20 protein-coding genes are annotated in these 22,249 nt (G+C 46.8%); 14 read left to right on the forward strand and 6 right to left on the reverse strand.

All coding sequences use genetic code 11. From position 1 onward, the window contains the following. The first annotated feature begins 64 nt into the window (after window positions 1-64). The 3 genes from G7Y45_RS15380 to G7Y45_RS15390 all read left to right on the forward strand — a co-directional run bounded on the left by G7Y45_RS15380 (window position 65) and on the right by G7Y45_RS15390 (window position 3,301). Window positions 65-1,501: a lipopolysaccharide assembly protein LapB gene (locus tag G7Y45_RS15380; protein ID WP_032530479.1), complete on the forward strand. Its 1,437-nt coding sequence runs from the start codon at window positions 65-67 to the stop codon at window positions 1,499-1,501. A 142-nt stretch (window positions 1,502-1,643) separates the two neighbouring features. Continuing rightward, complete coding sequence (locus G7Y45_RS15385) at window positions 1,644-2,285, forward strand: DedA family protein (protein ID WP_005779849.1); 642 nt, start codon at window positions 1,644-1,646, stop codon at window positions 2,283-2,285. 392 nt (window positions 2,286-2,677) lie between these two features. Continuing rightward, window positions 2,678-3,301, forward strand: a complete 624-nt coding sequence (locus G7Y45_RS15390) for a DUF4840 domain-containing protein (RefSeq protein WP_165017742.1) — start codon at window positions 2,678-2,680, stop codon at window positions 3,299-3,301. A gap of 84 nt (window positions 3,302-3,385) precedes the next feature. Here the strand turns inward: G7Y45_RS15390 and tpx are convergent, their stop codons facing one another. Beyond that, entirely contained in the window at window positions 3,386-3,886 is a 501-nt protein-coding gene (gene tpx, locus G7Y45_RS15395) for a thiol peroxidase (RefSeq protein WP_005779853.1), read from the reverse strand. A 92-nt stretch (window positions 3,887-3,978) separates the two neighbouring features. On the opposite strand from tpx, the gene G7Y45_RS15400 reads away from it, so the two are divergent. Further along, window positions 3,979-4,560, forward strand: a complete 582-nt coding sequence (locus tag G7Y45_RS15400; RefSeq protein ID WP_005779854.1) for an HdeD family acid-resistance protein — start codon at window positions 3,979-3,981, stop codon at window positions 4,558-4,560. A gap of 146 nt (window positions 4,561-4,706) precedes the next feature. Here the strand turns inward: G7Y45_RS15400 and mpi are convergent, their stop codons facing one another. Next, window positions 4,707-5,300 (reverse strand): serine-type multi-promoter DNA invertase Mpi, encoded by a 594-nt coding sequence (mpi, locus tag G7Y45_RS15405; RefSeq protein ID WP_005779856.1) that lies wholly within the window; start codon window positions 5,298-5,300, stop codon window positions 4,707-4,709. Between the two features lie 235 nt (window positions 5,301-5,535). On the opposite strand from mpi, the gene G7Y45_RS15410 reads away from it, so the two are divergent. The 4 genes from G7Y45_RS15410 to G7Y45_RS15425 all read left to right on the forward strand — a co-directional run bounded on the left by G7Y45_RS15410 (window position 5,536) and on the right by G7Y45_RS15425 (window position 11,631). Beyond that, window positions 5,536-6,456 carry a Tsr19 family tyrosine-type DNA invertase gene (locus tag G7Y45_RS15410; protein ID WP_005806810.1) on the forward strand — a complete coding sequence of 307 codons (921 nt, stop codon included), beginning with the start codon at window positions 5,536-5,538 and terminating at the stop codon, window positions 6,454-6,456. 422 nt (window positions 6,457-6,878) lie between these two features. Then, a complete protein-coding gene (locus G7Y45_RS15415; protein WP_165017736.1) occupies window positions 6,879-8,282 on the forward strand; it encodes an undecaprenyl-phosphate glucose phosphotransferase in 1,404 nt (467 codons plus the stop codon). A 141-nt stretch (window positions 8,283-8,423) separates the two neighbouring features. Continuing rightward, window positions 8,424-9,212 (forward strand): polysaccharide biosynthesis/export family protein, encoded by a 789-nt coding sequence (locus G7Y45_RS15420; RefSeq protein ID WP_044301522.1) that lies wholly within the window; start codon window positions 8,424-8,426, stop codon window positions 9,210-9,212. Between the two features lie 13 nt (window positions 9,213-9,225). Continuing rightward, a complete protein-coding gene (locus tag G7Y45_RS15425; RefSeq protein ID WP_165017733.1) occupies window positions 9,226-11,631 on the forward strand; it encodes a polysaccharide biosynthesis tyrosine autokinase in 2,406 nt (801 codons plus the stop codon). Window positions 11,632-11,756: 125 nt separating this feature from the next. Here the strand turns inward: G7Y45_RS15425 and G7Y45_RS15430 are convergent, their stop codons facing one another. Both G7Y45_RS15430 and G7Y45_RS15435 read right to left on the reverse strand, forming a co-directional pair. Further along, a complete protein-coding gene (locus G7Y45_RS15430; protein ID WP_005806817.1) occupies window positions 11,757-12,206 on the reverse strand; it encodes an N-acetylmuramoyl-L-alanine amidase in 450 nt (149 codons plus the stop codon). A gap of 264 nt (window positions 12,207-12,470) precedes the next feature. Next, the gene (locus tag G7Y45_RS15435; protein ID WP_165017731.1) at window positions 12,471-12,917 is read right to left on the reverse strand and encodes an HU family DNA-binding protein; all 447 of its coding nucleotides are present in this window, start codon (window positions 12,915-12,917) and stop codon (window positions 12,471-12,473) included. 190 nt (window positions 12,918-13,107) lie between these two features. Here G7Y45_RS15435 and G7Y45_RS15440 point away from each other — a divergent pair, with 190 nt between their 5' ends. Further along, entirely contained in the window at window positions 13,108-13,356 is a 249-nt protein-coding gene (locus tag G7Y45_RS15440; protein WP_005779872.1) for a DUF4248 domain-containing protein, read from the forward strand. Window positions 13,357-13,608: 252 nt separating this feature from the next. Here G7Y45_RS15440 and G7Y45_RS15445 read toward each other — a convergent pair whose 3' ends face one another. Together G7Y45_RS15445 and G7Y45_RS15450 are read right to left on the reverse strand one after the other, a co-directional pair. Further along, window positions 13,609-15,984, reverse strand: a complete 2,376-nt coding sequence (locus G7Y45_RS15445) for a DUF3987 domain-containing protein (RefSeq protein WP_165017728.1) — start codon at window positions 15,982-15,984, stop codon at window positions 13,609-13,611. A 224-nt stretch (window positions 15,985-16,208) separates the two neighbouring features. Next, window positions 16,209-16,361 (reverse strand): hypothetical protein, encoded by a 153-nt coding sequence (locus tag G7Y45_RS15450; RefSeq protein WP_164932435.1) that lies wholly within the window; start codon window positions 16,359-16,361, stop codon window positions 16,209-16,211. A 280-nt stretch (window positions 16,362-16,641) separates the two neighbouring features. Between G7Y45_RS15450 and G7Y45_RS15455 the strand changes: the two genes are divergently transcribed. The 5 genes from G7Y45_RS15455 (at window position 16,642) to G7Y45_RS15475 (ending at window position 22,165) form a co-directional block, all read left to right on the forward strand. Next, window positions 16,642-17,160, forward strand: coding sequence for a UpxY family transcription antiterminator (locus tag G7Y45_RS15455; RefSeq protein ID WP_005820710.1), 519 nt, complete (start codon window positions 16,642-16,644; stop codon window positions 17,158-17,160). 31 nt (window positions 17,161-17,191) lie between these two features. Next, the gene (rfbA, locus tag G7Y45_RS15460; RefSeq protein WP_165017725.1) at window positions 17,192-18,082 is read left to right on the forward strand and encodes a glucose-1-phosphate thymidylyltransferase RfbA; all 891 of its coding nucleotides are present in this window, start codon (window positions 17,192-17,194) and stop codon (window positions 18,080-18,082) included. Then, a complete protein-coding gene (gene rfbC / locus G7Y45_RS15465) occupies window positions 18,079-18,645 on the forward strand; it encodes a dTDP-4-dehydrorhamnose 3,5-epimerase (RefSeq protein WP_165017722.1) in 567 nt (188 codons plus the stop codon). Before rfbA ends, rfbC begins: the two co-directional genes overlap by 4 nt. Before the next feature lie 15 nt (window positions 18,646-18,660). Continuing rightward, window positions 18,661-19,686, forward strand: a complete 1,026-nt coding sequence (locus G7Y45_RS15470) for an acyltransferase (protein WP_165017719.1) — start codon at window positions 18,661-18,663, stop codon at window positions 19,684-19,686. A gap of 139 nt (window positions 19,687-19,825) precedes the next feature. Then, window positions 19,826-22,165 (forward strand): hypothetical protein, encoded by a 2,340-nt coding sequence (locus G7Y45_RS15475; RefSeq protein WP_371729423.1) that lies wholly within the window; start codon window positions 19,826-19,828, stop codon window positions 22,163-22,165. The last annotated feature ends 84 nt before the right edge of the window (window positions 22,166-22,249 follow it).

Raw genomic sequence — 22,249 nt, forward strand, 5'->3', positions numbered from 1 at the left:
TGAGTTTCGACACACCTTCTCCCGCCGAATCAAATTATTATTAACTGTATAATTGCTAATTAAATTGGGTAGAAAGAACTCCCCGTCCGAAAGAGAGCGGGAATTACATAATATGATCGTGCAATACGAAACATTAAAAGCCAACAACCAATCTCCCTATATGGATGGTGACCAATTGGCCGATATTGCCGATCAATACGCCTCCGAACGCAGGTTCAAGGAAGCCCAGGAAGTCATTTCGTACGGACTCGGACTTCATCCGGGGCATACCGACCTCATGGTAGAACAAGCTTACCTGTTTCTGGATCTCAACCAACCCCGGAAAGCCCGGGAAGTGGCCGACCTTATCACCGACACCTACTCCGCGAACGTAAAACTACTTTTAGCCGAACTGTTGCTGAACGAAGGCAAGCTGGACGATGCCGACCAAATACTCGACAGCATAGAAGAGGAAGAGAAAAACGAACTCGGCATCCTGGTCGATGTTGTCTACCTGTATACCGATTTAGGCTATCCGGAAAAAGGCATACAGTGGCTTACGCGGGGGATAGAACTGTATAAGGACGACGAAGATTTTCTGGCAGCCACCGCCGATTGTTATGGAGCAGCCGGAGCGGCACATATAGAAAAAGCCACCTTCTTCTACAACAAGCTGATCGACAAGAACCCATACAACCCGGCTTACTGGGTGGGGCTGGCCAAATGTCAGTTCGCCACCAAAGATTTTGATAAGGCCGTAGAATCCTGCGACTTCGCTATCGCAGCCGATGAAGAATTCGGCGAAGCCCATATCATCAAAGCACACAGCCTGTTTCACCTTGAAAATATCGAAGGAGCCATCGCAGAGTATCAGAAAGCACTGGAATATAAAACGCTCTCTCCCGAATTCACCTACATGTTCATCGGATTGGCTTATGCCCATCAGGAGAACTGGGCAGAAGCCGCCGAGAGCTACCGCCTGGCCCTTCAGGCAATCGAAGAAAGCGGCAACGGCTCTTCTCCGTTACTGTCCGATATCTATTCAAACAAAGCGGTCTGTGCCTCCCATCTGGGTGACTCGGCAGAAGCCCACCGCCTTTGCCGGCTGGCCAAAGAGCTGGCTCCACAGGATGCAGAGCCCTATCTGCTTGAGGGACGCATTTACATGGAAGAGGGCAACTTCGATCAGGCCCGTGCAGAATGGGCACTGGCTCTCCGTTATGCCCCCGAAGCCGATACATGGATGGAAATCGGTAATTACAGCCTCGAATACCGTATGCTCGAGAATGCCCGTTTTTGCTTCGAGCAAGTATTGGAGGAAGATCCCGAATATCCCAAAGTCTGCGAACAACTGGCTTCTGTATGCCTTGTACTTCAGGACCACGAAGGATTCAAGAAATACAACGAGATGTGTGGCAACTCCATCAATCTCGAATCGCTTCGGAATATGATCCTGGAAATGGGAACGGATGGAGAACAGATGCTCCGTGAACTGGATGATTTCTTAAAAGACGAAAAATAATCAAGTTCACCACAGAGGACACAGAGGGCACAGAGTTTTTATTATCTTAGTTTATTAAGAAAAAAGATTTCTCTGTGTCCTCTGCGTCCTCTGTGGTAAATCAAAAACCAAAACTATATTAAATTCAATCTAAATTAAACAAATGGAATCTGTAGCCTTCATTCAGTGGTGTTTAGACCACCTCAATTACTGGACCATTACACTCTTAATGGCCATTGAAAGTTCTTTTATTCCTTTTCCATCCGAAGTGGTAGTTCCTCCGGCAGCTTACAAAGCAGCAGTCAACGAAGAATTGAACATCTACCTGGTAGTGCTTTTTGCCACCATAGGAGCCAATATCGGCGCTATTATCAATTACTATCTGGCCCGCTGGCTGGGACGTCCCATCGTCTACAAATTCGCCAACAGCCGTTTCGGGCACATGTGCCTGATCGATGAAGCCAAAGTGCAACATGCCGAAGAATACTTTGACAAACACGGAGCACTGTCCACTTTCATCGGCCGTCTGATCCCTGCAGTCCGCCAACTGATTTCCATCCCTGCCGGACTTGCCCGCATGAAATTGCACACCTTCCTTATCTACACCACCTTAGGCGCAGGATTATGGAACACCATCCTTGCCGCCATCGGATACTATCTGTCCACCGTCCCCGGCATTGAAAGCGAAGAGCAACTGCTTGCCAAAGTTACCGAATACAGCCACGAACTGGGCTATTGCTTCATTGCCATCGGAGTCTTCATCGTCGGCTTCCTTATCTACAAAGGAATGAAGAAAAAGAAATAGTGCCTCCACAGCAAGAATCAGCATTCACCACAGAGTAACACAGAGCAATACAGAGTGAACTTAATCTATCGATAACGAATGGTAATGAACTCTAAGAACTTTGTATTACTCTGTATTACTCTGTATCACTCTCTACTCTCTATTACTCTGTATTATTCCGTATTACTCCGTGAGACTCTGTGGTACTCCGTGGTAAAACTCCGCCTTCATCCCTCCCTCAAAAAAAAATCTTTCTTTTTTTCCTCTTCCATGCAGTATCTTTATATTCCCTGCATTTACTTATTGTACGTACACCAAACCAGTTAATCAACAATTCATCAAAAAACAAATCCTAGGCCTTACAGTTGGTTGATGAACGACTGATTTATGTAACAAATTTAATGTTTAAGAAAATGAAAAAAGAATTTAATCTATCCAAGCTTTTTTATGCTTTTGCGATTGCTTTTTCAGTGGTAACCTTGTCTTCTTGTGACAACGATGACAACTCTCCGCTCCCTCCTCCGTCGACCGGTGACGTGGCAGGCGCCTATAACGGAAAAGTACTGATCACCCAAGTTACTCCGCTTGCAGGCAGAGAGAATGCCGGTGAAGGTGAAACTCCCAAGGGACAGGATGTCAATGCGACAGTAAAGAATGATACCGTTTTCTTCGACAAATTGCCGGTTGACGACCTTATCATCTCTATTATCGGTGACAAAGACAAAGCAGAAGCCATTATCAAAGCTATCGGTGATGTGAAATACAAAGTAGGTTACAGGCCGGCTCTCAATACAGAGAAAGACAGTATCTACCTTGCATTCGAACCGAAACCGCTGATCCTCCAGTTGCCCTCTGCTGCAGAAGGTGAAAAGGGTCAGACCGTAACCGTAACCATTTCTTCTCCGGAAAAAGGCAGCTTCGCTTACAAAAACAATCAGTTGAAGATGAAGCTCAATGCCGACGAGATTAAACTGGCAGATGTGGTTGTACCGACTTCTAAAGTACAGTTCGACTTTGATATGACTAAAAAGAAGTAACAATTCCACATGAAAAAGTCCGTGTTCCCACCTCCTTGGAGTGAACACGGACTTTATTTTTTCCTAAATCTTCTCCTACACAGATTACTTCACGGCAGCCAGTGCCTTTTCATAATCAGGTTCCTGAGTAATCTCCGGAACAAGTTCCGTATAAGCCACTTTCCCGTCTTTTCCGATCACCACCACCGCACGTGCCAGCAATCCGGCAAGCGGTCCGTCGGCCATTCTCACTCCATAGCTTTCGTCAAAGTCCGAAAAACGGAAATCGGACAATGGAATCACGTTTTCAATGCCTTCCGTCGTGCAGAAACGTCCCTGAGCGAACGGCAAGTCTTTCGAAATGGCCAATACCACCGTGTCCTTTAATCCCGCTGCCATCTTATTGAATTTACGCACCGAAGTAGCACAGACACCGGTATCCATACTTGGGAAAATATTCAGAACTATATTTTTACCTTTCAAATCTTTTAGTGAGAAAGAAGATAAATCACTTTTCACCAGCTCAAAATCGGGAGCCACCTTTCCAACCTGTATAAATTCGCCAATCAGCTTTACCGGTTGTCCTTTGAAATTTGTTGTTGCCATAATTGTTATCTCTAAGTTTTATTTACTATATTCTAAACAATCGGTACGCTTACTTTGTTCACGTGGGACAATAATCTAAAAATAGAATTGATATGAAAACTTTATTCGACGAGATGGAACACGCAGTCAAAAACTGGTGGTTATCTCTTATCTTAGGTATTCTGTACATCATCGTGGCTCTCTGCCTGCTGTTTGCACCGGGAAGCAGTTACATTGCCCTCAGCGTTATCTTCAGCATCTCCATGCTGATCAGTGGTATTATCGAAATCATCTTTTCCATCAGCAACCGGCGAAGCATCTCGTCCTGGGGATGGTATCTCGCAGGAGGTATTATCGACCTGATCTTAGGTATTTACCTGGTAGCCTACCCATTGCTCAGCATGGAAGTCATACCGTTCATTGTCGCTTTCTGGATGATGTTCCGCGGTTTCTCTGCCACAGGCTATTCCATGGACCTGAAACGTTATGGAACCCGTGAGTGGGGATGGTATATGGGCTTCGGTATCCTTGCCATCATTTGTTCGCTGATCATACTCTGGCAACCGGCCGTGGGTGCACTTTACGTTATATACATGTTGGCATTCACCTTCCTGATCATCGGTTTCTTCCGGGTCATGCTCTCCTTCGAACTGAAAAGCCTTCATAAACGATCATCGACGATGAACGATAAATGATAAACAGTGAATGAACTCATATTCACCACAGATTACACAGATTAACACAGATATTTTAATTTAACTCTCAGTAAAATAAATTATTAATCTGTGAGAATCCGTGTAATCTGTGGTGAATCATGGCTCCCCTAATCGTTCATCATTCACTAATACATCGTTTTCATGAACCGGAACAATGTTGTTCTGGACACCCCCATTTTTTCCGCCAGTTCCGAGTAAGTAGTTCCTTTGTCAAGTTCTCTGGTTAGTACCCGCTTGTTGGCACTCAGCAATTTAATTTTAGGCGTATCCCCCTTTCTTCTGCCTAAAGTCATTCCTTCCTGTTTTCTACGTGCAAGTGCTTCTTTGGTACGCATCGAAATCAGGTTCCTTTCGATTTCCGCCATCAGCCCGAATGCAAATCCCAGCACCTTACTGTTGATGTCGTCCTGAAACACATAGCCTTCTTTGGTGCTATAAAGCACCACCTGCTTCTTGATACAGAAATTCAGGATAGTCATAATTTCGAGCAATGTACGGCTCAGCCTCGAAATCTCCGTTACAATCAGTGTATCCCCCGGGTGCATCCTTTTCAGTAACTCTGATAATTTCCTGTCTTTTGTGCTTACGCTTCCACTGATAGTCTCTGTGTACCACTTGTCGATCGACAATCCATTTTTCTCTGCAAATCGCAAAATCTCTTCTTTCTGATTAGCTAAAAACTGTTTTTCCGTACTTACTCTCAAATAAGCTATTACCATAATTTCATGTTTTTAATTGATTAATACACCACGAAAGAACGGCTATTCATCCAAATTCGGGACACTTTTTCACTCTCCTTTTTCATCGGACCATTTGGGTATTTATGATACTTTCATTCGTCTATACTTTATGGCTATTGATTTTTTACTAATTTCCTGCAAATTTTCTGCCTTACCGCTCAAAATCTTTTTTATTAGAATTATTGTTGTTGAACACACTAAAAAAAACAAGAAAATGGAAATTGAAAAGTTCATTAAATCTTTAGCCAAGAAGGCTAAGTTAGGTGGTCGTTACAGTACAGCCAACACTTACATTTACACCCTGCACAGTTATCAGAAGTTTGCAGGAAAAGATTCGCTTACTTTTGAAGAGATCACTCCCGAGAGCATCAAGGAGTACGAACAGTATTTGCTTTTGAGTGGGAAAAGGCATAATACGATCTCACTCTATATGCGCATGTTACGCTCCATTTGCAATCAGGCCATCGAGCAAAACCTGGCCTCACTCAATACGCGGGAGTTATTCGAGAATGTTTTCATCGGCAACGAGCCTACCGCCAAACGGGCTATTTCGCCTTCCATCATCTCCCGTCTGCTGGAGGCCGATCTGGGTAAGAACAGTAAGCTCGATTTTGCCCGCGACCTCTTCTTGCTGAGCTTCTATCTGCGTGGCATCCCATTTGTCGACCTGGTGCACCTCCGCAAAACGGACGTGAGAGGGAAAACACTGGTTTACTTCCGTCAGAAAACGGGTCAGCAGCTTACGGTCATCATAGAAAGCTGTGCCAAAGCGATTCTGAGGAAATATGCGGCACTCTGTGCAGACTCCATCTATCTGCTGCCGGTCATCAGCGCAGCCGGTGAAGAAGGGCATAAGCAATACCGGAGTGCGCTGAGGGTGTATAACAAGCGACTCAACCGGATATCTGAAATGCTTAAGCTGAAGACTCCGCTCACTTCTTATGTAGCACGCCATAGCTGGGCCACCACAGCCCTGCAAAAGGGGGTTCCGGTTTCAGTAATCAGTGCCGGCATGGGGCATGCTTCGGAAAAGGTGACATACATTTATCTGGCTTCTTTTGATAATAAAACACTGAGTAATGCGAATAAAAAAGTAATTGCTGCCGTGAGACTAAAGAAGGAAGAAGAAGAGTGATATAAATGGTTCTCTTACTTATTAGGTAATAGAACAGATTTGTTTGTTTTATCGCTGCAAAAGTAGAGATAAAAATTGAAATATCACAAACAAAATGATAATTTCTTTTCTAATAAAGTGGATAATAATCAGTTTAAATATCAGTTTGAAATAATTTATTCATTTAATAGAAAGATTAGTCATAATTCCTGTTTGATGTAATTACTCAAACAGGAGTTACCAAATTGCGATAATTTTACATCGTAGTTATATAAGCTACCCCCTCTTTTATGTTTAGTTAACCTCTCCAAGCCATATTTTATATCTTTTCGTTATTCTGCATTCTATTACCTAATAAGTAAGGGAACAAATTGTAATGCACACAGCAAGATGATAGTGGATCAAGCACTGACAACTATTACATACACTCCTATAGATACATTATGAAACAGGTATTGCGGTTTAATAAAGTTATAAAAAGGATAGTATTCGCCGGAGATTTAACTCTCTTGAATGGTATCTTTCTATCTCTGTACGCACTCTTAGGAAGTAAATTCTTTGCAGATCCATTTACCCACTCACTTCCACAGGTTTTAGTATTACTCAACTTATGCTATCTGGTTAGCAACATGTCATCGGGCGTCATACTGCATCGCCGCGTAGTACGTCCCGAACAAATTGTATGGCGCGCCATACGCAACAGCGCCGGACACGCCCTATTCTTCTCCTGCGCCCTCACCTTTGGAAACTTCGGTATCCTCTCCGCACGTTTCTTCCTGATATTCTATCTCACGTTCACCACGCTGTTAGTCTGCTACCGTCTGTTGTTTCGCAGACTCCTGAAATGCTACCGCAAGCATGGAGGAAACTCCCGCAGCATCATTCTCGTGGGCAGCAACAGCAATATCATCGAACTGTATCATCAAATGACGGACGATGTCACTTCCGGATTTCGTGTCATCGGTTATTTCGACGACCAGCCCGGCAGCCGCTTTCCCGAAAAAGTGAAATACCTGGGACAACCCGGCAAGATTGTGGATTATCTGAAACGGGGAGGAATCGAACAAGTCTATTGCTGCCTGTCATCCGCCCGCAGCGAGGAGATACTCCCCATCATCGATTATTGTGAGAATCACCTGATACGCTTCTTCAGCGTCCCCAACGTACGCAGTTATCTTAAACGCCGGATGTACTTCGAGCTTCTGGGCAACGTGCCCGTACTCTGCATCCGTCAGGAGCCTCTCAGTTTCACCGAAAACCGCTTCAGGAAGCGTACGTTCGATATCGTTTTCTCCCTGCTGTTCCTGTGCACGCTCTTCCCCGTTATCTATATCATCGTCGGACTGACCATCAAAATCACCTCACCGGGCCCCATCTTCTTCAAGCAGAAGCGAAGCGGAGAAGACGGACGCGAGTTCTGGTGCTACAAGTTCCGCTCCATGAAAGTAAACGCACAGAGCGACACCCTGCAAGCCACCTTGCACGATCCGCGTAAAACCCGATTCGGCAACTTCCTGCGTAAAAGCAGCATCGATGAACTGCCGCAGTTCATCAACGTACTGTTGGGCGACATGTCGGTAGTGGGCCCCCGCCCTCACATGCTGAAACATACGGAGCAATACTCACAACTGATCAACAAATACATGGTCCGCCATTTTGTGAAGCCGGGTGTCACCGGCTGGGCGCAAGTCACCGGCTTTCGTGGAGAAACCCACGAGCTGTGGCAAATGGAAGGCCGCGTGCAACGAGACATCTGGTATATAGAGCACTGGACCTTCATGCTCGATTTATATATAATATATAAAACTGTAAGAAATGCGTTAGAAGGAGAAAAAGAAGCTTATTAAAACAAAGGGTTCACCACAGAGGACACAGAGTTCACAGAGGAAGAATTTAAGATCTTTCTATAAACCTGGAAAATAAAAACTCCGTGTCCTCTGTGTCCTCTGTGGTGAACCCCATATAGTAATATTCTAAAATTAAGATAAATGACAAAAAGACTACTTTTTTTTACGTTAACCTGTATCCTGCTGGCTTCCTGCCAGTCCTACAAGAAAGTGCCTTATTTACAAGACTCGGGAGAGGTGCAGCGTGCCGTTGCGGAAGCCAAGCTTTATGATGCACGCATCATGCCGAAGGATCTGCTCACCATCGTCGTGTCCTGCACCGACCCCGAACTGGCTGAACCGTTCAACCTCACCGTAGCGACTCCCATCAGCGCCGCGCAGAGCAGCCTGACCAGCCAGCCGGCACTCCAGCAATACCTGGTAGACAACCGGGGCAATATCGAATTCCCGATACTGGGCACCCTGCACATCGGCGGGCTGACCAAAAGCGAGGCAGAAACACTGATCAAAGGGAAGTTAAGCGACTATATCAAAGAATCGCCCATCGTCACCGTCCGTATGGCCAATTATAAGATCTCTGTCATCGGCGAAGTAAACGCTCCCGGAACTTTCACCATCAGCAACGAAAAGGTCAACCTCTTCGAAGCCCTTGCCATGGCAGGCGACATGACCGTGTACGGATTGCGCGACAACGTCCGCCTGATCCGCGAGGACGCCGACGGACACCAGCACATCATCACGCTGGACATGAACCGGGCAGATATCGTCCAATCGCCCTACTACTACCTGCAACAGAACGACATCCTGTATGTCACACCCAATAAGACCAAGGCAAAAACAGCCGACATCAGCACCAGCACCACCATCTGGTTCTCTGTGGTAGGCACGCTTGTGTCGCTTGCCAGTTTAATCATTACAATCGCCAAATAAAGAAACCCCGAAAATGAAAGAAGACTTATACGACGATCTATACGAAGAGAAAGAAGAGAAAATAGACTTCCACGCCATGCTGTTCCGCTACATCATCCGGTGGCCCTGGTTCGTGGCTTCGATCATCCTCTGCCTTGCGGGAGCATGGTTATACCTCCGGCAGACCACTCCGGTCTACAACATCTCGGCCTCCGTAGTCATCAAGGACGATAAGAAAGGGGGCAACAGTGGAGGAAACCTCACCGCGCTCGAAGGCCTGGGTCTGGTCAGCTCGGTATCGAACATCGACAACGAGATTGAAATACTACGTTCCAAAACGCTGGTCAAGCATGTGGTCAGCGAACTGAACCTATACACCACCTATACAGCCAAAGGCAGTTTCAACGAAATAGAACTTTATAAAAATTCGCCGGTACTGGTGGGACTCACTCCGCAAGAAGCGGACAAGTTAGCAGCGCCGGCCGTGTTCGAACTCACCCTGTCGCCCGGCAACCGGCTCGACGTGAAAGCCACCATCGGAGAGAGCTCCTACAGTAAAAAGTTCTCCAAGCTGCCGGCCCTGCTCACTACTCCCGCAGGCACGTTCACGTTTACGCTTGCCCACGACTCCGTCACCGTCAAAGAACCGCAGACGCTCACCGCCGTTGTCAGCAATCCCCTGTGGACAGCCAAAGGCTATGCGGGAGCACTCAGTGTAGAACCGACGTCCAAAACCACCTCTATCGTCATCGTCTCTTTAAAGAACACCAACAAGCGCCGTGGCGAGGACTTCATCAACCGGCTGATCGAAGTCTACAACCGGAACACCAACAACGACAAGAACGAGGTGGCGGAGAAAACGGAAGAGTTCATCGCCGGACGTATCCGCATCATCAACGACGAGCTGTTCAATACCGAAAAGGAATTGGAAAACTTCAAACGGGATGCCGGACTGACGGACCTGGCAAGCGATGCCCAACTGGCCGTCAGCGAAAACTCCGCCTACGAGAAACAACGGGTGGAGAACGGCACCCAGCTCAACCTGGTACGCTACTTAGCCGAATATATCTCCGCTCCGGACAAGCTCAACACCGTGTTGCCCGTCAACGTCGGCCTGACCGACCAGTCCCTGTCCACCCTTATCAGCCAGTATAACGAAATGGTGCTCCAACGCAACCGCCTGCTGCTCAATTCTTCGGAAACCAACCCGGTGATCGTGAATCTGGATACCAGCATCCGTGCCATGCGCGAAAACATCCTGACCACCATCCACAGCGTTCAGAAAGGTTTGCTGATCACCAAAGCCGACCTCGACCGGCAGGCCAACAAGTTCAACCGCCGCATCAGCAATGCTCCCGCCCAGGAACGCCAGCTTGTCAGTATCTCGCGCCAGCAGGAAATCAAAGCCGGACTCTACCTGATGCTGCTCCAGAAACGGGAAGAAAACTCCATCGCGCTGGCCGCCACTGCCAACAATGCCAAAATCGTAGACGAAGCCATGGCCGACAACGGTCCCGTCTCACCCAAGACAAAGACGGTCTACATGATCGCGCTCCTGATGGGGATAGGCATCCCCGTAGCCGTCATCTACGTCATGGGCCTGCTCCAGTTCCGCATAGAAGGACGGGCGGACGTGGAGAAACTGACTTCCGTCCCTATCATCGGAGACATCCCCCTGGCGGAAGAGGGAGAAGGGAAGCAGGGAAGCATCGCCGTCCGCGAAAACGAAAACGACCTGATGGCGGAAACCTTCCGGGGCATCCGCACCAACCTGCAATTCATGCTGGGCGAAGAGAACAAAGTGGTCCTGGTCACCTCCACCATCAGCGGCGAAGGAAAAACATTCGTAGCCACCAACCTTGCCATCAGCCTCTCGCTGCTCGGCAAGAAAGTAGTCATCGTGGGACTCGACATCCGCAAGCCGGGACTGAACAAAGTATTCTCCCTTTCGCACAAAGAGAAAGGAATCACTCAATACCTGGCCAATCCGCAGCATACCGACCTGCTGTCTATGGTGCAGCCCTCGGAGATATCACCCAACCTGAGTATCCTCCCCGGTGGAACAGTCCCGCCCAACCCCACCGAGCTGCTGGCACGCCAGGCTTTGGTGCAGGCCATCGATATTCTGAAAAGGCACTTCGACTACGTGATACTCGACACCGCCCCCATCGGGCTGGTCACCGACACACAGATCATCGCACGGGTAGCCGACCTCTCCGTTTACGTATGCCGTGCCGACTATACGCATAAAGCCGACTATACCCTGCTCGAGGATCTTCGTCTGGGCAACAAACTTCCGAACCTGTGTACCGTCATCAACGGGCTCGACATGAAAAAACGGAAATACGGTTATTACTATGGATACGGAAAATACGGACGCTACTACGGGTACGGCAAAAAGTACGGCTATGGATATGGTTACGGCCAAAAACACACTTAGACATCTCTATGATTTTATAAAATATGAAGAATTAATTATTTGTTACACTTATGCCATGAAAGCCAAACCGCTACAAAGGTTAATTTAATTAACTATTGTAGCGGTTCAATTTCCATTTTAAAACATCAATGTAATTTTTTATCATCAATCACATTAAAACACGGACACTGCTTTATCCATTCCTCGGGCTCGATCTCCCCATTGGCGTTCAAGTCCGGACTCAGATCCCGGTGGCCACACACACGGCTGCCGGGATACTGTTTTAGCAGAGTCTTCACCAACACCCGCATCGAATGCACCTGCCACTCCGTCCGGGTATCCTTGGGACGTCCCCTCGCATCCAACCCTCCTTCATAACAGATACCGATACTCGTCGCATTGTGCCCTTTGGCATGCGCCCCTATTTTCTCTACCGGACGAGTGGACACAATCCGCCCGTCCTTGCGGATATAGAAGTGATACCCCGGCCCGTTGAAGCCACGCCTGCGATGGCAGACATCCAGATCGAACTCCGTAAAGCACCGGTCTTCCCTCGTTGCGGAGCAATGAATCACGATTAAGTCGATTTTCCTCATACCCCCTCCTTCACTTTTCGACATTCCTCCCGCTGAGAAACATCAGGAACGCGATCACCCATTCCAAGATTCTTTGTAACTTCTTCATCGTTGCTTTGCTATATTAAGTTGTTTTACGTTTTCACCACAGATTTCACCACAGAGTACACAGAGGACACAGAGTTTTTAATTTTCCAAGCTTCTGTTTCACCACTCTGTTTCACCACAGAGTAACACAGAGTTTTAATTCCTCCTCTGTGTCCTCTGCGTCCTCTGTGGTGAAAATCATGCCGTCGGGTCATCCACAATCCCCCCGTCGCCGTCGCCCTTTTGCGCCGCCCGGGTGCTCACCTTGCTGAAGCTGAGTGTCTTCATCGCATCCGCCAGCACAGGCCCCGGACGGAAGTTCACCCTCGCCTTGCTGATATTCGCCGCTTTGAAATCCTCCGGCTTTTCAGCTCCCTTGCTTCTCAGGCCCACCTGAAACGTGCCGATATTGCCCAGCCGTACAATCTCTCCCCTCGACAGCCCGTCTACCATTTCATCCTCCAGCGCCTTCAGCACCGCCACCACATCCGCCGAGTGCACCGTACAGGCCTTTTCCACCCGGGTCGAGATCTCGTCCAGACCCACATCGCCACTCGCCTGTGCCTGGGCATAATACTTGGCGGGATCACCCTTCTTCTGCATGTTCTTGCGCGCTACTACCGAATACGTAACTTCTTTACTCATAATCGTACTTTTTTTTAGAGTTAAACATCTGTTTTTCAATCACATTTCAAAGATACGACAACCTCGATGCGCCAATGACAAGGAAAGAGCGCCGATGACAAAGTTTGACGAAAAAAGAGTATAAAAACACGCTGCATTCCGGGTATTTTTTCGTATATTTACGGCAGATAACAATCAGATAATCAAAGCCATGAACCAAAGAAAAGAAGAAGACACAACCGAAGCCGATTTCATTATCCGCTCGTACACCAAAGCCGAACTTGCACAACTTTACTGCCCGGGCCTCGACCCGGTGCTCGCCCTGCAGAAACTCTACCGCTGGATGCGTAAAAACACTGCCCTGACCCGGGCACTGTCCGAAGTCAATTACAACAAATACCGCCACAGCTTCCTCAAGCGCGAAGTCGGGCTGATAGTGCATTACCTGGGAGAACCTTGAGCTCACCACAGAGGACGCAGAGGACACAGAGTTTTAATTTAAACACCTGTTCCGGGGAAAATAAATTTTTCCTCTGTGAACTCTGTGTCCTCTGTGGTGAAAACCGTGAAAAAGACTTAGACGTTTCCCCCGAAACATCCAAGTCTTTTAGTAGAAACTCTTAAGTCTTTTCAGAAAAGGCTTAAGAGTTTTTTCATACAAATGCAAGCACCTTTCCAGCCTCTTTCTGGGTCCAAAGGTCCAAGGTCCATTCTATGGGATGCCCGCTCCCCAGCTCCGAGTCGTCCTTCGATACGCATCTCCCTCTTTTACAACGAGTTTAAGCTCGACTGTCTTCCTGAAAAGCCGTTTAGCAGTGGTTTTAGGAATCCCCATCTCCACAGCCTTATCCACCACTTGGGTAAAAGTAAAAGTTCCTGAAAGAGACTGCAACACCGGACGCAATCTGAAATAAGGCTTTAAAGGCTTCGGCTTACTCTCGCTTTTCCGCATACAGGTAGACAGCAGCAGGCTATGCTTCAGCAACACATCCGTCATCAACATGGCGGTATGGAAATCTTCGTCAGAACATGTATATTCGGGCATCGCCCAAGCACACTCCCCCTTCCGCAACGCCGTAAGCACACAGGCTATCCGGCTCGCCATCAACCCGTGTCGGAGCACGATCGCACCCGGCGAGTCATCCCGCTCGTTCACCACCTCAGACAAGTGAGAAGCAAACCGCAATGTATGCTCCGCCCATTGCTCCGAAGTAAACGTAACCTCCGTGGGAGACTGAAGCAGGAACTGATGTAACTCGAGCAGGCGGGCACTCAGACGGACAAACACCGCGCGATGATCCTCGCACCCCGCCCGCGGAGCCGCCGAACGCCACTCCCAGGCACTCTGCCCCGTATAGATCAGAAAACGACTGTACAATCCATTTTCCAATGAAGGAATAAAACGCACCAACTGATTGGGAGTGCCGGCCAGACACAAAGCCAGACGCGGATGGCGAGCCACCACCTGACGCCCGTTCACCTTAAAATCAGCCGATACCACTTCGTGCTGAAAAGCAGCCCGGAATACATCATCGTGCTTTCCGCACTCATTCCGGATAGCGCCCGACACCATGTCCAGCTCCGTAGCATTGATGCAGCACCCCAACTTGCCGCTCTCTTCCAAAGCGCTAATGATCAAACTCTTCGACACATTGGGCGAAAGTGTCAGCAATTTACGGGCAGGCTCTTTGGGACGTAGCGAAAAATCCGGCGAACGCTTCTCCGCCTGCGCCTTTTTCTGCTCCAGCTCCCACTCGAAAAACGCTTTATCGTACACCAGACGCACCTCATCATTCTGTTTCTCGTAAAACTTATGAATCTCGGCAGGCAGCATTCCGGCAAGCCCCACCACTCCCTTTCCGCCCCCGGCATGGGCTATCACCATATAGTACAGATGCGGAGAATAATACATTTGATCGTACAAAAGACGTACCTCGGGCAGGCACGCACTGATATTGACAATCATGGCCGCCAGCAACATGTCCCGCTCACGAGGACTTCCCGCCACCTTTACCCCTTCGGCCAGCAAAGCAGGCAGATGATCAAACACCTCGTCGGGAAAATAAGGCGCATCCCGCCGGAATCCTTCACTTTTTCCGAACAAGATATCCTCCAAGTCCTCTTCTTCCTCCTCCTCGGGCATCCCATAGAATGGACCTTGGACCTTTGGACCCAAATCGGTCGCCACAGCGTCCGCCTTTCTGACAGAAGCATACTGATAACCAGAGAATAACGTTTTCTCAATCTCTCCGCTTCCGAAATCAGCCTGCGCATATTTCTCAACCACTGTTTTTTGCAACAGCCGCATTTCTTCCGGCGAAAAACCTTTATACCGGGCATAACGTCCCAACTTCAACATAAACGCATGCCGCCCTCCCGTCGCAAACGGGTTCCGGGCATCAAAATCATTCAGGAAAGCCTGCATAAAGCCATTCCCCGCCTCGGGAGCGACGCCTGCCGGACGAGCTCCGTCCACCGCCTGCGCAGGATACTCCCCTTCCGCCTGCGGCAGTCCGTCCGCCTGCTCCCGCCACGGAAACACCTCTGCAGCGGGATTATAATACGCCTCCGGATCATACGAAGCGTAACACGCCCGCCCCAAATCACGGCACGACATATCGCAAGGATGACCCAACACGCGCTCCAACTCACGGGCGACGACAGGATAAGCCGCCGCATATTGCCCGGCATTCTCCGCATCGATGCACACAATCAGCTTCAGCCCTTCACCCGAGATGCTGACAAAGGCCTCCACCACGTATGGCAATGCCTTGGCCTTCTCCTTCATCCCGGACAGTTTCTCCGGACAGTGGTCAAAGTCGAACAGTGCCAGTCCGCTCAGCCCGCTCACCTGGTTCGCCGCATGTCCGCCCCGGCACTTGCCGGCTACCACCACTGCATTCAGGGCACCCTTCAGCTTCTTGGCTTCCTCGGTCATCCCCGTCTGCATCCACCGCCGATACGACTCGGCAAGCACCTTCCAGCGTGCTCCCCTGAGGTCATTATGAAACTCTTCCAACGAAATCTCTTCCGCCTTCTTTTCCCACACATGGAGGAAAAAGGAAATTGTAAACTCTCTCTTTTTCATTGAGTATTAAATTTTAATGTTTTTAATCCCGATCCACCGCCAAGCGCACAAAGCAAAACCCTTTCCACTCCGCATCCTCTGCAATGAACCATGATGCAAAAGAACAACAAACTTTTTACACTTCCGAATGTTAAAACCGCCGTAAAAGTCCCTTCGGAAAGCTTCCACACCCAACCACACACCACTTTCACCGTCTGCCTCCCGGCTCTTTTTAACACCCGAATTTATTTTCTCACCTCCCGCTTCCGCTCCTGATCCTTCACCGTATTACTCAGGAAGCGGCACAACCGTTTCATCTCCCGCATCTCCTCCCTCGAGAGCGGTTTGGGAAGCTCACGCACCAAAGCAAACACCTGTCCGGACAATTCTCTAAGCAACTCATTCGAGTTCTTTAACTTGTAGTTTTTTTTCCATAATCATTAAATTTGAAATATATGTTAATTATTAAAACTCACAAAAGTACAATCCAAAGATTAAAAATTCATTATTTTTTCTATTTTAATGAACAATTTATTGCATTTAGTAAATTTATATCTATCTTTGCAGCAAAATCAAACGTAAGATTCGGTTTACCCAAGCAGACAACTGTGACAGGTAACCGCGTAGCGTATCCGGGAGCGCCCCTCCCACTTTCTCAAACCATACTCCCCAACCGACATGAAATCCTGGCTTGCCGCCTACGTCCGTCTCTATCACGAAAAGAAAACCCGTGACCGCCTGACGGCAATGGGCATCGAAAGTTTCCTGCCCGTGCAGGAAGAAATCCATCAATGGAGCGACCGCCGCAAAAAGATAGAGCGCGTGGTCATTCCGATGATGATCTTCGTACACGTCGACCCGGCAGAACGGGCCGAAGTGTTGACCCTTTCGTCCGTCAGCCGCTACATGGTGCTGCGCGGACAAAGTACCCCCGCCGTCATCCCCGACGAGCAGATGGAACGTTTCCGCTTCATGCTCGACTACTCCGAAGAAGCCATCGAAGTGTGCTCCTCCCCCCTCGCCCCCGGCGAACAGGTGCGAGTGATCAAAGGTCCGCTTACCGGACTGGAAGGCGAGCTGGTGACCATCAACGGGAAAAGCAAGGTGGCGGTAAGGCTGGATATGCTGGGCTGCGCCCATGTGGATATGCCGGTGGGGTTCGTGGAGAGAGTGGGAAAGATGGAGGCGGTGAGATGAAGGATATTAATAGATAAAAAAACGTCAGACAATGAAAGGAATTGTTTTAGCCGGTGGTTCGGGTACACGCCTCTACCCCATTACTAAGGGAGTCAGCAAACAACTACTGCCTATTTTCGACAAGCCTATGATTTATTATCCTATCTCAGTACTCATGCTATCGGGTATTCGAGAGATACTAATCATTTCCACTCCCATCGATTTACCCGGATTCAAAAGGCTGTTAGGCGATGGCTCGGATTTTGGCGTTCGTTTCGAATACGCAGAACAGCCCTCACCCGACGGCTTGGCACAGGCATTTATCATCGGACAGGAGTTCATTGGAAACGATTCGGTATGCCTGGTACTGGGAGATAACATCTTTCATGGTCCCGGATTTACCCAATTACTAAAAGAAGCAGTGCGCACGGCGGAAGAAGATAAAAAAGCGACTATTTTCGGTTATTGGGTAAGCGATCCCGAACGATACGGAGTCGCTGAATTCGATAAATCGGGCAACGTTCTTCATATAGAGGAAAAGCCTGAAAACCCAAAGTCCAATTATGCAGTAGTAGGACTCTACTTCTATCCCAACAAAGTGGTTAAAGTTGCACAGAACATCCAACCTTCCCCTCGTGGAGAATTAGAGATAACGACCGTTAATCAGCATTTTCTTGATGACAAGGAGTTAAAGATGCAACTTTTAGGGCGTGGGTTTGCCTGGCTGGATACCGGCACACACGACTCCCTATCCGAAGCTTCTACCTTCATCGAAGTAATCGAAAAACGCCAAGGTCTAAAAATAGCCTGCCTTGAAGGGATCGCCTTAAGACAAGGATGGATCACACCGGATAAAATACGCCGACTGGCGGGGCCGATGCTGAAAAACCAATACGGGCAATACTTGCTAAAAGTTATAGACGAATTAGACAAACAGAAATGAATGTAATAAAAACAGGCATCGAAGGATTAGTAATCATTGAGCCCCGGCTTTTTAAAGATGATCGGGGATACTTTTTCGAATCATTTTCCCAGAAAGAATTTAATGAAAAGGTGGCTCCTGTGACTTTTGTACAGGACAACGAGTCCCAATCCTGCTATGGAGTCATTCGGGGACTACATTTCCAGAAACCACCCTACACACAAAGTAAATTGGTGCGTGTCATTAAAGGTTGCGTACTGGATGTAGCGGTGGACATCCGCCAAGGCTCCCCTACTTTCGGGCAGCATGTAGCAGTAGAATTGACCGGTGAGAATCATCTTCAGTTTTTTATTCCGAAGGGATTTGCACACGGCTTTGCAGTATTAAGTGAAGAAGCCGTGTTCCAATATAAATGTGATGAGTTTTATCATCCGGAAAGCGAAGGAGCCGTAGCGTGGGATGATCCGGATTTAGGAATCGATTGGAGAATTCCAAGAGGAGAAGTAGCGCTGAGCGAAAAGGATAAAATGCATAAAAGACTGAAAGAACAGATTCATATGGAAATGTTCAGTCCGATTTTTTAATGAAATCTTAGCTCCATGTTTTTATCATTTATTTTGCTACTGCTATGTATAATAGCACAACACCAACGCAGCAACCGCCGCCTTTGTGAAAAGCGTAATTTAACGGATTTGGTCAAATTGATCGCAGCCATTGCAGTTGTCGTATGCCACCTGTTTACATTCTACATGCATAATCCCGCATGGGCAGCAGAAAGTCAATTTGGAAGCCTTTCCGTTTCTATCTTCTTCTTTCTGTCAGGCTATGGATTAATGTGCAGTTATAGTCTCAAAGGCAAGAAGTACCTCGAAGGATTTTGCATACACCGAATAAGTAAAATTATAATCCCTTTACTGACAGCGTATATTATATATATACCAATATTAAGATTAATTAACCATAGGGGGGGGGTAATAGAAGCGATTCAAAGATTATTTTCCTCCAATCCGCTCCTACCATATAGCTGGTACGTCACGGAAATCACTCTCTTATATTTACTTTTCTATATAGTGATGCGTTTCATTCCCAGATATAAACTGCCGGCATTGAGCCTTGCCATAGTTTTCATGTTAGCGGGAATGCTATTGGCCGGCCTGCCACATTGGTGGATAAACGCATCTCCCTGTTTTATTATAGGCCTCTGGTATTATAAATATGAACGTCCCATAATGAACCAAATGAATAAAGTTAAAAAATGGCATTTCATCACTTTGATGCTTCTGTTTCTCTGTACATATCGTCTCGACATTGTTCAAGACAATATTCAGATGCTATCACGATGGCGCTATACGTACGCTTCGTTCTACCTCGTAAATATCTTGTTCATTTTATTAGCCTTGTATATACTCCAAGGTATGAATCAATTCATAAATTTCAGAATCAAGCGAAACAGCTATTACGAAATCTACCTACTGCAAGGTATCATATTTTTGTTGCTTGGCACAGTGGTAGAGAACAGACTGATTTTCTTCATCGTGGCTGTTGCTACCACGATTATATCTTCATTGGGAATGAACTGGGTTAACCAGAAGATAATAGCTTTAATAAATATCCGGAGAAAGTGAATGCTTACGTTTCTGAACATAGATACGTATGATAAATGGTAATATGGAAGAAAACAATAAGAGAATATTTAAGAATACAGCATATTTATATGTGAGGCAATTAGTGATAATGGGACTTAGCTTCTTTACAACACGAATTGTGTTAGAGAAGCTGGGCGCCGATGACTTTGGCGTGAATAATGTCGTGGCGGGATTCGTTTCCATGTTCACATTGGTTAATTCCATTCTTCAAGCCAGTACCTCACGTTTCTTGTCTCTAAATCTTGGTAAAAAGGATGACGTACTGATAAAAAGGACATTTTCCACAGCCTTTTATATGCACTTGATGATAGCGGTGGCTGTAGTGGTCTTGTTGGAATCGTTTGGCATATGGTTCTTGAATACTAAACTGAATATTCCGACAGACCGCATGTTTGCCGCCAATGTAGTATTTCAACTCTCGGTCTTTTCTGTTTTCATAGGTATTACTCAAACTCCTTATACGGCAATACTTACATCTCATGAGCATTTTAATATGTATGCTTATATGTCGGTATTTGATGTGGTAGCAAAACTTGCTGTTCTTTTCTTTTTAATCTATATACCATTCGACAAACTTATCGTTTATGCTTCACTTCAGACTATGGTGAGTCTAATAGTTGCAATGACATACCGTATCTATTGTTTACGTAAGTTTAAAGAAACACACCTTTCCAAACTGTTTGATAAAAAACTGTGTAAGGAGATGACTGTGTTCTCAGGATGGGGAGTAGTTGGTAATCTTGCCGTTACATTAAATAGTCAAGGATTAAATATATTGATAAACATATTCTTCACTACTGTTGTCAATGCCGCCTTAGGCCTTGCGGCTCGTGTAAACTTCACGATTCTCACTTTTGTCGGAGGATTTATGACTGCGGCCCAGCCGCAACTTGTGAAGTATTACGGTGCCAATGACATGAAGAATTTCCATCAACTGATTTTTAATGTGTCGCAATATTCACTTTTCATGTTGGCGATTATTGGTGTCCCCGTATTGATGGAAATAGACTATGTGCTTGACCTATGGCTCACAGAAGTACCGGAATATACATCTGCATTCATTAAAATTACAATATTCAATAGCATTATTTCTTATTCCAACCGTTTCGTGGATCAAGGATTGGTGGCAAGCAACCATATGAAGCAACTTAATCTGTATTCTTCTACATTGTACTTGGTAGAATTACCACTGATGTACGCAGCCCTGAAACTGGGAGCTTCTCCCGTATTTGTTTATGCCATATCTTGCTTTACGGTACTTGTTTGCCTATTTATCAATGTAAAGATGCTTTCTAAATTTACGGGGTTCCCCGGATGCCAATATATAAAAACCGTATTTTTAAAAACGTTAGTCTTAATTTTAATAGCCTGTGTGCCTCCATACCTGATATGTATGACCATGCCTGACGGCTTACTCCGATTCTTGATTGTTTGTTCAGTTTCTGTATTAAGTACCATGACGGTTCTTATGCGGTTCGCCTTGAGCGAAGAGGCCCGATATATGGTAATGGGAAAAATAAGAAAGATGCTGCACATAAAGAAACCCAGCCAACGGGAAATCAACCAGCGACATCGATATGATTATCCTGCAGAGAATAATGGTTGGAATAAGGTCGGCAATAAGCCTGTATATGGCAATCAAGAAACAGAATCCGTATTTGACCCTTTTGTAATGAAACATCATGGAAAGTTCCTGATGATAGTATCTGAACGCAAACACCACGGGCTTGACCTGCTCGAATCATCAAATGGTACTGATTGGCAGAATAGAGGTTCTATTATGAAAAGAGTGCCGGAAACTTGGGAGTGCCTGATTAACCGTGCATCAGTTGTGATAGTAGATGGCATCTGGCATCTTTGGTACACAGGACAGTCTCCGGAAATAAGTAGAATAGGACATGCAATAAGTACAGATGGTATTCATTACCAGCGTTCCTCTCGTCCTTGTGTTGAAGCGACTCTCCCACAAGAGGGAGTATCCGTCATGAATCCCTGTGTGCTATGGAATGAGGATAGAAAAATATTCCAAATGTGGTATGCGGCAGGTGAGAATTATGAGCCGGATGCACTTTTCTATGCCGAGTCCGAGAATGGCGAACACTGGACAAAGCATGAACAGCCGGTGCTCTCTAAGGATGAAACGCATGAATGGGAGAAATATAAAGTTGGCGGTTGTGATGTCAAAAGGCAAAAGGATGGTACATATATCACATATTACATTGGTTATCAAAATTTGGATGTGACACGCATCTGCTATGCGGTTTCTGATGACGGTGTTCATTGGGCACGGCCTAACCATAATATATGTATTTCTCCGTCGCAGGATAGTTGGGATTCAGACGCGACCTACAAGCCTGCAGTTGTTGAAAAAGACGGGACTCTCTATATGTGGTATAATGGACGCAAAGGAGTAGAAGAATACATCGGACTGGCAACAAAAAAAAACGGAACGAAATAAACATAGCGACATGTCTAACCCATTAGTGAAAACAATTTAAAGCTTACAATCCAGAACAAGTGACGAGTGCCTACTGGCACTTAC

The organism is Bacteroides sp. ZJ-18 (assembly GCF_011038705.2).
Lineage (GTDB): Bacteria > Bacteroidota > Bacteroidia > Bacteroidales > Bacteroidaceae > Bacteroides > Bacteroides hominis.